Raw genomic sequence first — 11,595 nt, 5'->3', positions numbered from 1 at the left:
AGGCTACACCTACTTGGGGGCGATTTTCCAGAGGGTGTCGACGCTGCGCAGGTAGAGCCCCCCGTCGGCGATCGCGGGCGAGCTAAGCGTTTCGAGCCCTTCGCCCAGCGAGCACTTGTTGACGATTTTTCCCTTTGCCCCTTCGCTCAGGTCGACGATGATCACCTCGCCGGCATCGGAGAGGGCGTACAGCCGGTTGCCGGCCACGACCGGTGTTCCCCAGTACTTGCCGCCGAGACGCTTCTTCCACAGCGACTTCTGATCCTCGGGCGACACGCAGGCCAGCACGCCCGCGCTGTTCACGAACAATAGGCCGGCGTCGCAGACGATCGGGCTGGGATTGCCGCACTTTAATCCGTTATCGGACCACAGCTTGCGTTCGCCTTCGTGCTCGGCCGAGGTGGCGATGGCGGTAATTCCGTTTCCAGGGACGTAGACAATTCCATCGTGTGCGGCGGCCGACGGGATGCTGCCGCAACCCATTGGCACTTCCCACAACACCCGGCCGTCCTCCGCGGCGTACGCGGCGACGCTCTTACTGGATTGCAGCACAACCGCCGGCACCGACTCGCCATCGGCCTCCACCTCAATCGCGATCGGCGAGGCCCAGTTGGCCATCGCAGGGCGTTCGAGGCTCCAACGTTCTTCGCCGGTCTGGCGATCGTAAGCCGCCGCGAACGAGTTGGCTTGGCACTCCGCCTGGACCACGACCACGTCGCCCACCACGACCGGGGACGACGCCATGCCGACGTCATTGCCAACGCCGGGATGATCGATCGCCAGGCCGCGGTACCACAGCATGTTGCCATCGCGATCGAAGCAAGCAAGGTCGTTCGAAGAGTAAAACGCGAATACCCGCTCGCCATCGGTGGCAGGAGTTGGAGCAGCGTTCGCCGAACTTGGATGGCAGAGCGTCCGGCCTGTTGACCAGAATTCGCGATGCCACAGTTGTTTACCCGTCTCCGCATCGAGACCCACCACGTGCAATCGATCGCGATTCACACCGCTCGACGAAGTGACGAACACGCGATCGCCAGCGATCACGGGTCCACTTACTCCACGGCCGGGAAGCTTGGCGGTCCAGGCGACGTTCTCCCCCGTCTTCACGTCAAAGAAGTCCGGGGGTGCCGTCTCGCTCGTCGAGGTGCTACTCCCCTCCGGCCCGCGAAATGCTCGCCAGTCGTCGGCGAATGTGAGGGGCGTTGCCGAGAGAACAGCGACGAGTAAAAGGTTATATTGAGTCCGCATGGGAATTAGTTAGCGAGGAAGATGATTAGTTGAGTACCGTGAAACCGTTCTTGCTTGCGGTCTTTGGCTTATAGCTTATAGCCACTTAACCACGGCCCTTATGGGGCCCGCTCGCCGGAGGTGGTGAAAGGGATGCCACCTCCTAGGGCGTCGCAGAGTCGCAATTGAACGCTCCAGTTCTGTGCCCACGATTCTTTTTGCTCGTTCTGACAGACCTTGATCAACAGCGTGTTTTTGCCTGCAACCAAGTTCGTGTCGGCCGTATACTGATCGACCTCGCCGCCGGCGTGGTACACCTCGTTGCTGGCGACCAGCTTGCCATTCACCCAGACGCGAACGCCATTTGGAGATGCGTAGCGAACCTGCACGGCTTGAGCAGCGGGTACGTCCACTTCGGCGTACATGTAAACCGCCGCTCCCTTTTCGGGGCCCATCGCGTCGTTCAGATCGATGTTGCCAAGGTCGTCGTCGGTGGTGATCGGCTCGGCACGCCACGTCGCCGCTTCGGTTTTACCGTCGTAACTCGCCTCAAAATCGATCGTCTCTTCGGGCGGATAGGCTACGGCGAACTTGTCCTTGCCCGAGTTGTCGAAGAACCCAATCACGCGCCACGAGGTGACAAACCCCATGTGTTTCGCGAGGTCGATCTTCTCGCCCTTCTCCTCCAGCGCCGCTTTGCACTTCTTGATCTGGTCGAGGTCGCGCGCGGCATCCAGCAGCTTGCGATACTGCGCGATCGCTTCATCGCCCGTCGCGGTGCTGGCTTGTTGCATGCCTGCTGCGACGGCGTCGTAACGAAGTTCGAGGCTCGGGTCGTTCGTCATCCCGGCGAGCAACTCGTGAGCCCCGTCGGCGTCGATCTTCTCCAGCCACTCGTACGCGGTGCGCCGCGCCCGGGGCGCGGCACTCGTATCGGCAAGCAGCTCTTCGAGCTGCGACTTCGGCAGTTCGCCACCTTGTTCGAGCGTCCGCGTGCCGATGGCGTCGACCGCCGTGCGGATCCAGTTCTCAACCGCCGGGTTACTGTCGTCCATGCCACGCAAAATAGTGGTCATCTCGTTTGCCTCGGCGGCAGCGAGGATCTTCCAAGAGGCTTGCACTTCGCTAGTGGCCGCTGCGGTTGGCGAAGCAGTACGGATCGTGACGATTGCCTCGTCCACCGACTCGGAAGCCAGTAGCGGAGTAGCCAGCGCACAAAAAAGCGACAACGACAAGATTACTCGCATGGGAATATTTGGTACTACGAAGGAGTGAAAACGCGACTGGTGCCAGTTCACATCCGATCCCCACCGGGAGTATGCTGGAGGCGGATGTGGAACCAGTTAATGTACCGCATCCGCGCCTTCCAATACAAACCACAGCGGCCAACGACCAACACGGGCGAATCGTTCCATGAGAAAAGTGAAGACAGGTGGCGGCTGGCCGGCGATCGTCTACTCATTGCGCAAAGCTCGCGAGGCGGGCGGAATCTGGAAGTTTTGGAAGGCGATGCGTTCGAAAAACGCCTGCAAAACCTGTGCGCTCGGCATGGGTGGCCAGCGCGGTGGCATGGTCAACGAACGCGGACAATTCCCGGAAGTCTGCAAAAAGTCGATGCAGGCGATGATCGCCGACATGCAGGGTGCGATCCAACCCGAGTTCTTCGAGAAGTACACCGCTGACCATCTGAAATCGTTCACCCCGCGTGAACTCGAGAACTGCGGCCGGCTGGTGGACCCATTGCTTCACAGCGCAGAGACCGGTCGATATGTACCGATTTCTTGGGACGAAGCGTTCGATCGCATTGCGGCCAAACTCGCAGAGCTCACGCCTGACGAAACTTTTTGGTATTTCAGTGGGCGCAGCAGCAACGAGGCGGGGTTCTTGCTCCAGCTCTTCGCGCGTCTGTACGGCACGAACAACGTCAACAACTGTAGCTACTACTGTCATCAAGCGAGTGGCGTGGGACTGACCAGCGTCACTGGCAGTGGCACCGCAACCATTGAGCTCGAGGACCTGGAGCTTGCCGACTTGATCTTCGTCATCGGCGGCAACCCCGCGTCGAACCATCCCCGCCTGATGCGGACCATGATGGAACTCCGCCGGCGCGGCGGGCAAGTGATCGTCGTGAATCCAATCGTCGAAACGGGCATGGTGAACTTCAGCGTGCCGAGCGACGTTCGCAGTTTGCTGTTCGGCACGAAGATTGCCAGCCAGTACGTCCAGCCCCACATTGGTGGCGATCTCGCGATGCTCTACGGCATTTCGAAGCGCATCCTGGAAATGGGCGCGCACGACGAGCGGTTCCTTTCCGAGAACTGCGAAGACTGGCCAGCCCTCCGCGAGCGTTTGGAAACGCTGACGTGGGAGGAAATTTTCACCAAGAGCGGCCTCGCGAAACACGAAATCGACCTGATGGCGGAGACCTACGCCGCGGCGAATAACGTCGTGTTCAGCTGGACGATGGGCATCACGCATCACGCCCACGGCGTGCACAACGTCCAGGCGATCGGAAACCTCGCGTTGATGCGCGGGATGGTCGGCCGGCCTGGCGCGGGTCTGCTGCCGATTCGCGGTCATTCGAACGTTCAGGGCATTGGCTCGATGGGCGTCACTCCGAAGCTGAAGAACATTGTGTTCGATCGCCTTCAAGAGCACTTTGGCGTCACGCTCCCCACCACGCGCGGTCGTGACACAATGGAGTGCATGGACGGAGCCGAAAATCGCGAGCTGAAGTTCGGTCTGTGCCTCGGTGGAAACCTGTATGGATCGAATCCCGACGCCTCCTACGCCGAACACTCGCTCAATCAGCTCGATCAACTCGTCTACATTAGCACGACGCTCAACACGGGGCACGCCTTCGGCACCGCTCGCGAGACGATCATCCTGCCCGTGCTTGCCCGCGACGAAGAGCCACAGCCCACGACGCAGGAGTCGATGTTCAACTACGTCCGCCTGAGCGATGGCGGCCCCCAACGCCTTGCAGGGCCGAAGAGCGAAGTCGAAGTGATTGCAACGGTCGCCCGCAAGGTTTTCGAGCGCAAATCGGCAACCCCCTCGCCCATCGACTGGCAGAGCATGCAGGACACGGGGCGCGTTCGCCACGCGATTGCGAAGGTGGTGCCCGGATTCGAGGCGCTCGATGGCATTGAGAAGACCAAGAAGGAATTCCAAATCGAGGGTCGTACGTTTCATCAAGCTCATTTTCCAACGCCATCAGGCAAGGCGAATCTGCACGTGCACGATCTGCCGCCGCTGCAAGGCGACGACTCGGGCGAGCTTCGTATGATGACTATACGTAGCGAGGGACAGTTCAACACGGTCGTTTACGAAGACTACGACCTCTATCGCGGCATCGAGCGGCGTGACGTGATCCTGATGCACCCCGACGACTTGGTATCACGAAAACTGAAAGATGGCCAACTCGTGAAAATCGTTGGCCCGGCGGGCGTCATGCGCGGCGTCCGCGCCACGGCGTTTGAAAAAATCCGCGCCGGCAACGCGGCCATGTACTACCCCGAAGCCAACGTGCTAGTGAGCCGAGTGCTCGACCCCACCAGCAAAACACCCGCCTTTAAGTGCGTGCTGGTCACCGTCACGGTCGACGTGCCCGTGGCCGATCCGCGGGTGGCGGTGAGTATCTGAGGCGAACCTCGCAGCCCATTACGGAGCAAGCCAGTCGACAAATGTCAGGCCGGGAATCTTCGAACAGTCGACCGTGTTGTGAGTGACGTGCGTGAGGTTATGCGTAATCGCCGTTGCCGCAATCAACAAATCAAAGGTGGGAGAAAGGGCTCCCGCATCCAATTGTTTAGCCCGGACGCGGCCGAAGGTATCCGCCGTCGCGAAATCGAGGTCAAGTACGTGGACTTCTGCGAGTAGGTCCGCGATCGCTGCGACACGCGAAGCCGGGGCGTTCGAGCGGTGCGTCCACGTCTGCAGTTCCGCAGCAGTTACTACCGACACGCTCACTCGGCCACTGTGCTGGATCAAACGCGAGAACACCCGCTGATTGCCGCGAACAAATTCCGATCAAATGTCTGAGTCGAGAAGAAAGCTCAAGGTTCCAGTTCCCGACTCGACGTTTCAAGTTTACGCAGCTCGCGATACTCGACGAGAAACTTATCTACTTCGTCCGACTCATGAGCACACGCTCCAAACGCTCGCAGGAGTCCGGGTGGCACTGATGAAGTCACTGCTTCGTCTTCACTCGTAAACGAGACCACCATCTTTACCTTCAATCCTTCCGGCAAGCCTAGCGATTGATCGGCTTCAATAGAGTTGCCGTGGACTGTCCCACTCATTTCCAAGGCGGAGGTGTTCATGAGAGTGCTCCTTGTCGTGATGGGAGAGGGGAGATGGAAGCCATAGGGTAATTATAGCATCGGCGATGCCACGGCATAACTTTGGTTAGCAAAACCGGCGCCGCCGAGTTTACCCCGCCGTATCCAAGTACGGATCCTGACTCATTTGTCGCTGCATTTTCTGGCGTTCCTTCTCGAAGTACAGCATGATCTTCCGGTCACGGAAGTGACTACGTTCGACGCGGGCTTGGGCGCGGCGGAAAAGCGACTCGTAGCCGTGCAGCGGGCCGGTGAGTTTCGCGCCGGTCGCTACCAGCGACTTGTACCGCTTGGCGCCGAAACCCATCAGCAGTATTTCGTCGTCCAGCGATAGGAACTGTCGGTAGGTGCCGGGATCGCCTTGACGACCGCAGCGGCCGATGAGCTGACGGTCGATGCGCTGCGACTCGTGTAGCTCGGTACAAACGACGTGCATGCCGCCGACTTCTTCAACGCCCGGGCCGAGCTTGATGTCGGTACCACGGCCAGCCATGTTCGTGGCGACCATGATCTTTCCGGACTGCCCCGCGCCGGCGACGATCTCGGCTTCCCGGGCGACGTGTCGGGCGTTGAGCACCGTGTGTTCGATGCCCCGCGCTTCGAGCAGCCGCGAGACGATCTCGCTCTTATCGATCGATCGCGTACCCACCAGCACCGGCCGGCCTTTTTCGTGCTCGGCCACCACATCGTCGACAATCGCCAGCCACTTGGCTTCTGCGTTTCCGAATACCATAGTCGGCAATTGCTTGCGAATCGGTGGTCGGTTCGTCGGAATGGGAACGACGTGCACTTTGTAGATCTTCCGCAGCTCGGGCGCGCTTGAACTCGCGGTACCGGTCATCCCCGTGAGACGATTGTAGCGCAGGAACAAATCCTGAATCGTGATTCGCGCGGCTTGGTTGGTTTCGAAGGTGACCTCGACCCCTTCCTTTGCCTCAATCGCCTGGTGAATACCGGCTCGCCATTTGCGACCCTCGGCAAGTCGGCCGGTGAACTCGTCGACGATCACGATCTCGCCATCGCGCACCACGTAGTGGCGGTCGAGAATCATCTCGCGCCCGACTTTCACCGAACGTTCGAGGTACTCGTAGATGGTCGACAGCGGCAACTTATCTGTCGCGCCGGGTTTGGGGAGTTCGCGAACGAGGCGTCGCCCTTCGAGCGTCAGGTCGACGCGTTTCTCCTTGTGGTCGTACTCGTAGTGCTCGTCCTCAATAAATCGCGGGGCCATTTCGGCGGCCCAGCTATAGGCCTCGGCGGCGATCTTCTCGTCTTCGCCGGGGAGCGCGCTGATGATCAGCGGCGTGCGGGCTTCGTCGATCAGGATGCTGTCGGCTTCGTCCACAAGCATGTAGTGTAGGTCGCGCTGCACCGGTTTCTCGCCCGCAACGACATCGCCGCCGAGCATTTCGCCGAACAAGTCGCGATGCCCTTCGTCGATGCGTCGCTTCAGCAGGCGATCACGGAGGAAGTCGAAGCCCATCTCGTTGGCCGTGCCGTACGTGACATCGCACGCATAGGCTTTGCGGCGGTCGTTCTGTGGCTGCTGGCCCTGGATGACGCCGATCGACATACCAAGGGCTTCGTACAGCGGACGCATGCCGTCGGCGTCGCGCTTGGCGAGGTAGTCGTTCACCGTGGCGAGGTGGGCACCTTTGCCTTCCAGTGCCGCCAGGTAAATGGGCAGCGTCGCGGTGAGCGTTTTTCCTTCGCCCGTCTGCATCTCGGCGATCGAGCGATGGTGTACCGCCGCGCCGCCGAGCATCTGAACATCGAAGTGCCGCATGCCGAGCTTCCGCCGTCCCGCTTCGCGGACGAGGGCAAAAGCCTCGACTAGCAGGCGGTCGAGCGGTTCGCCACTGCGTGCTCGGTAGCGAAGCGAGAGGCTCTCCTTCTTCAGGTCGTAGTCGTTCAGCTCCATCAGCGCCGGCTCGCGAGCCGCGATGGCCGGGATGTACCCCGCCCAACGAGCCAGCAGCCGCCGCGACGAACTGCCGGCGACGAGTTGAAGGCTGCGCGAGAAACCCTGGGGGATGGTTGCCACGGCGTCGTTAGCGTGTGAGGAGGGAGTTAAAGCGACTGCGAATAATGTACATTGTAGCTGCCCGCAAGATGAGCGTCCTGCTGGAGGTCGGGTGGTGTTCGCTGGGTGGAATAATTCGCCCCGCTTATCTTCGAAGCAATCCCCCTTATCGGAATACTCAGCCGTCGTGCCCGCCAAGTTCAACCCCATTCCGCTTGTCGCGTCGCTTGTCGTCGGCGTTTCCTTGTTTGGTCTCTTGGCGTATCTGGCGATAACAGGTTGGCCGGGTGAGACGGGGGTTTCGGCGCTGGAGTTCTGCGAGGCGATTCGTCCCGGACCCGTCAAACAGCCGGCGAACACCTGGAGCAATTTAGGTTTCGTCGCCGTTGGTATCGCGATCGCCGTGGCAGCCGGTTACGACCTGCCCCGCCGGAAGTCGCCACAGTTCGACAACCTGTGCGTGTCGAGCCCGTTCTTCACCACCACCTACAGCATCACAGCGGTGCTGCTCGGCATGGGGAGCGGGGCAATGCACGCGTCTACCACCGCGTGGGGAGCGCAGGTTGATATTTATTCGATGTTCCTCTGGGCGAGTTGGGTAATCAGCTACTCGGCGATGCGGCTTTTTGGTTGGCGCGGCGTGATGCCATTTCTGGGCTTCTACATACCCATCTCTGGACTGCTGGCGGTGAAAGTGTTCGGCAACATCGCGGTGGGGCCATTGAGTAACTCCGATTGGTTTGGCGTGCTGATTGGTTCGGGGATCGTGATCGAGCTGATAACCTGTTACGTCCATCGCCGGCAGTTCGTCACGTCGTTCAGCTACTTGGCATGGGCGGTGGTGAGCTTCTTGGCGGCCTACGGCGCATGGGTGCCCAGTCGCACGGGCGGACCGATTTGCTACCCAGGATCGCTGTGGCAAGGCCACGCACTATGGCACGTGCTGTGTGCGTTCTCGGTAGTGTTTGTCTATTTGTACGGCCGCTCTGAGCGCGCAGCGACCGGCGGGTAGGCCGTATCAAGCTCCGCGCCGATACGGCGCTTAGCGAGTTCAAATTCATTTGTCCCACTCCAAGTTGCAGTCTGCTCTTGGGCTAAGCGTTTTTCTTTTCTCACGCCAAGGTGCAAAGACGCCAAGCGGTTAGCTCCGAAGGAGCGCGCTTTGATAGGCCAGGGCGCAGCCCTGGTGGTTTGGATGTTTACGTGTCATTCCGAACGGAGTGACACGACGGAGGAACCTGCGTTGCCGAATAGGGGCACGTTGTCACTTCTGGGAAGTCACAGGGATTGCGCTTCTTGAAGTGACGTGGCGTGTGCTACTGGCAGCGAGATTTCTCGGTCGCAGGGCTCCTGTCGAAATGACACAAGTAGTAATGGTTTACGATAAGGTTAAGCGTCATGTGCCGTATCGGCGCGGAGCTTTATACGGCCTACGGCCAACAAAAAAAGTGACGGGATCCCGTCGGGCGGCTGGGTATTGGCTAGTTGCTTGCTCAGTTTCACGTGTGTCAGCCTGGGCAACTAGTTTCTACTCAGCGGGCGCGCAGAGAGAGACCGATTGGTACCGCCGCGAAGGGTTTCCCTTTGTGATAGCCCCGTCGAGAACTCATGAGTTTCTTGGCACCAAACGACGGCGGGTCACGATCAGTCTCTCACCGCACGCCCAGCGCGTACGACGAACGGGTTGTATTGTAGCGTATGTACACGCACTTGTCAATGGCAGATGTGTACGCGTGGACATTTTGTGGGGAATAGTTTCAGGAGCCGAAAGTGGGGAGTTTTACCGACCCGGTGAGCGTAAGCGACCGGAGGTAAACAGAGTGAATGCCCCACTCGGAAGAGTTTCTCACGCAGAGGCGCAGGGACGCAAAGAGAAGATTTGGCGAACCGCTGATCGACGCTGATGTTCGCTAAATGTTTTTAGCGATGATTGGCGTCGATTAGTGTTCCAGGAAATTCTGTGCGTCTTGGCGGCTTTGCGTGGAACCCTATTCACGTGAGAGCTCGCTGTCGCCACTCCGTGGCTTTTGGTGCGCGCGGGGTCGGTGGTCCTGTGGCTTGCGCCCCTGGCTATGCGCTGCCGCCGCTCCGCGGCTGGGGGGCGTTGATCGAACGCGGCGAGACCTCTTGTGCTGCGCACACGGACAATCGGCCGTGGTGAATCTACGAAATGGCAGGGCGTGAATCGGCCGAAAGTCCGTGCCACCCGGGACCGAGGGAAGATGGCAAGCAGGATGCTTACCCCACATCAACCCGGCGTGACGCGGATCGTCGGCACGTCGGCGGGATTGAGGTTGCCGGTGGGGTTCGAGCGGATGGAGCCGCGGGGGCGGAAGCCGTCGCCCAGCGGAGTTGGCGTGGTGTCAGGTAGGAACGAGGCCGGAACGTAGCCGGGGGGCGGGATGGTCAGTGGCTGGCCTGCTTCGCCGCCGGCCATGCCGACTTGATAGCTGGTGGTGTTGATGGTGCCTGGCACGACCTCTTCGCGGATCATCTCGGCCGCACCAGGGAGAGCAACGCGTGGCGAAGTGGCAGGCACCGCGCTAGGTTGCGTGCTTGGCTGGTTATAGAGTGCGGGGGCTTGCGCCGGGACCACGGGATCGCGGAACAGGCCTGACGCTCGACCGCCGTCCATCACGGGGTTGATCGTGACCTGTGGTGCCCCAGCGTCGGCCGGCGGCCAGTTGTTGATGGCCGGGGCTGTGGCAAGGGGTTGCGTGGTGGTGGGGACGACCGGCGTCGGCACTGGAATGTTGGACGCCGTGTAGAGCGATTGTGGCTGCGAAGCAGCCGGCTGGGCGATGGGGATCGTAACCGGTGTCGACGCAGGAATCGCAGGCGGGGCCGCGGCGAAACGCGTGGCCGATTCGTCGGTGGGGATTCGGATTCCGCCTTCGTCGCCGGCCATCGCGATGCGTGACGAGGAGGGCTCGCTGGCACGGGCGAACGAGCCGTCGGAGGGGATCGGTGTGATGTCGCTCGAAGGGGGCAGGGCGCCCAGCGGCTGCATGGGTTGCATCGGCTGCATCGTCGGGAGCGGAGGCAGCGCGTCGGTCGAGTACTGCGGCACGGCGGTGCCGACCGCGGGAATACGCGACTGAGGAGGGGGAACGCGATCGGCCGACATGAACGGATTGGTCATCGCCGTCTGTTGCGACGAACGGCAGCCGCCGAAAACGACAAGGCCAACGCAGAGTACCAAGGCCGCCGAAGCGTGAGAGGTACGTCGCGCAATTTGCGTGGCCATCGGCAGCGTCCTTTCTGCCATCTCGTTCCGTTTAGGGTAAGCGTGCGAGAAGCGTTTCACCGCGTCCTTGCGGTGATTGTGCCTTGGTGAAAGTGCGGATGGTTCCTCTACGCACTTCCACTTTTTGGCGTCGCGAGAGCTTCTCGAAAACGCAACTTGCTGTCCAGAGCGATTTCACTCGCTGCTAGCGGTTTGCTTCGACGAGTGTCGAGTCGACCACGTAGGGGTTCATGATCACCAGCGGCTGCGACGGGGCAGGGGCCGAGACGGTTTCGTCCGACGACTTCTCTGCACTTGGGGCTGGCTTGGTGCTCGAAGGGACGTACGGGTTCTCGATCATCACGGGAGCCGAGGGGGCACAAGTCACTTCGGGAGTGAGGATATGCGGAGGATAGGCAAATGGCGAGAAACCATACGGCCGAGCCACGGGGTGGCTGTAGTAAACCGGCGGGTGCGCTGCGAAGTAGGGGACGCGGTAGTCGCTGTACGAGCTGAGGCCGTTGTATAAACCACCGACGCCTAGGCCATAACCAAGACCATAGCCATATCCGTAGCCATCGTAGGCTTGCGAAGTGCGGGCGGTTCCGAAACCGAGGACGAGTGCGGCCGCCAGGGCGGCGAGGGGGAGGCGGGCGTGCATTGTGGGATTCTCTGTCGCGTGGGAAAAGCGGTACGTGAACGGGTAGGCCTACCTTCCACGCTAATCAGCCCGGCCGGCCATCGCAACCAGATTTGCCATTCGCGGATGCCCAAAT

General features: G+C 60.7%; 9 protein-coding genes. 2 read left to right on the top strand and 7 right to left on the bottom strand.

The genetic code is table 11. The annotated features are described in order from the left end of the window. Positions 1 to 9 precede the first annotated feature (9 nt). Both SH292x_RS12605 and SH292x_RS12600 read right to left on the bottom strand, forming a co-directional pair. Positions 10 to 1,248, bottom strand: a complete 1,239-nt coding sequence (locus tag SH292x_RS12605) for an outer membrane protein assembly factor BamB family protein (RefSeq protein WP_442481356.1) — start codon at positions 1,246 to 1,248, stop codon at positions 10 to 12. Between the two features lie 98 nt (positions 1,249 to 1,346). Continuing rightward, positions 1,347 to 2,474, bottom strand: a complete 1,128-nt coding sequence (locus SH292x_RS12600; RefSeq protein ID WP_442481355.1) for a hypothetical protein — start codon at positions 2,472 to 2,474, stop codon at positions 1,347 to 1,349. A gap of 166 nt (positions 2,475 to 2,640) precedes the next feature. Here SH292x_RS12600 and SH292x_RS12595 point away from each other — a divergent pair, with 166 nt between their 5' ends. Then, positions 2,641 to 4,872: an FdhF/YdeP family oxidoreductase gene (locus SH292x_RS12595; protein ID WP_442481354.1), complete on the top strand. Its 2,232-nt coding sequence runs from the start codon at positions 2,641 to 2,643 to the stop codon at positions 4,870 to 4,872. Between the two features lie 18 nt (positions 4,873 to 4,890). Here SH292x_RS12595 and SH292x_RS12590 read toward each other — a convergent pair whose 3' ends face one another. From SH292x_RS12590 to SH292x_RS12580, 3 genes are all read right to left on the bottom strand, one after another. Then, entirely contained in the window at positions 4,891 to 5,232 is a 342-nt protein-coding gene (locus tag SH292x_RS12590) for a type II toxin-antitoxin system VapC family toxin (protein ID WP_442481353.1), read from the bottom strand. A gap of 53 nt (positions 5,233 to 5,285) precedes the next feature. After that, positions 5,286 to 5,552, bottom strand: a complete 267-nt coding sequence (locus tag SH292x_RS12585; protein ID WP_442481352.1) for a hypothetical protein — start codon at positions 5,550 to 5,552, stop codon at positions 5,286 to 5,288. Positions 5,553 to 5,661: 109 nt separating this feature from the next. Then, positions 5,662 to 7,614 (bottom strand): preprotein translocase subunit SecA, encoded by a 1,953-nt coding sequence (locus SH292x_RS12580; RefSeq protein WP_442481351.1) that lies wholly within the window; start codon positions 7,612 to 7,614, stop codon positions 5,662 to 5,664. A gap of 166 nt (positions 7,615 to 7,780) precedes the next feature. On the opposite strand from SH292x_RS12580, the gene SH292x_RS12575 reads away from it, so the two are divergent. Continuing rightward, positions 7,781 to 8,605 carry a hypothetical protein gene (locus tag SH292x_RS12575; protein ID WP_442481350.1) on the top strand — a complete coding sequence of 275 codons (825 nt, stop codon included), beginning with the start codon at positions 7,781 to 7,783 and terminating at the stop codon, positions 8,603 to 8,605. 1,236 nt (positions 8,606 to 9,841) lie between these two features. Here SH292x_RS12575 and SH292x_RS12570 read toward each other — a convergent pair. After that, complete coding sequence (locus SH292x_RS12570; protein WP_442481349.1) at positions 9,842 to 10,840, bottom strand: hypothetical protein; 999 nt, start codon at positions 10,838 to 10,840, stop codon at positions 9,842 to 9,844. A gap of 184 nt (positions 10,841 to 11,024) precedes the next feature. Further along, on the bottom strand, positions 11,025 to 11,480 hold the full coding sequence (locus SH292x_RS12565) for a hypothetical protein (protein WP_442481348.1): 456 nt from the start codon (positions 11,478 to 11,480) through the stop codon (positions 11,025 to 11,027). Positions 11,481 to 11,595 lie beyond the last annotated feature (115 nt).

The organism is Aeoliella fuhlenseeensis (assembly GCF_052161615.1).
Lineage (GTDB): Bacteria > Planctomycetota > Planctomycetia > Pirellulales > Lacipirellulaceae > Aeoliella.
This window is presented reverse-complemented; position numbering and strand designations above follow the sequence as displayed.

Bases quoted from the DNA above. Each gene is read 5' to 3' on its own strand.
- SH292x_RS12565 (WP_442481348.1), bottom strand. From the start codon at position 11,480: ATGCACGCCCGCCTCCCCCTCGCCGCCCTGGCGGCCGCACTCGTCCTC.
- SH292x_RS12595 (WP_442481354.1), top strand. From the start codon at position 2,641: ATGAGAAAAGTGAAGACAGGTGGCGGCTGGCCGGCGATCGTCTACTCA.
- SH292x_RS12600 (WP_442481355.1), bottom strand. From the start codon at position 2,474: ATGCGAGTAATCTTGTCGTTGTCGCTTTTTTGTGCGCTGGCTACTCCG.
- SH292x_RS12570 (WP_442481349.1), bottom strand. From the start codon at position 10,840: ATGGCCACGCAAATTGCGCGACGTACCTCTCACGCTTCGGCGGCCTTG.
- SH292x_RS12585 (WP_442481352.1), bottom strand. From the start codon at position 5,552: ATGAACACCTCCGCCTTGGAAATGAGTGGGACAGTCCACGGCAACTCT.
- SH292x_RS12605 (WP_442481356.1), bottom strand. From the start codon at position 1,248: ATGCGGACTCAATATAACCTTTTACTCGTCGCTGTTCTCTCGGCAACG.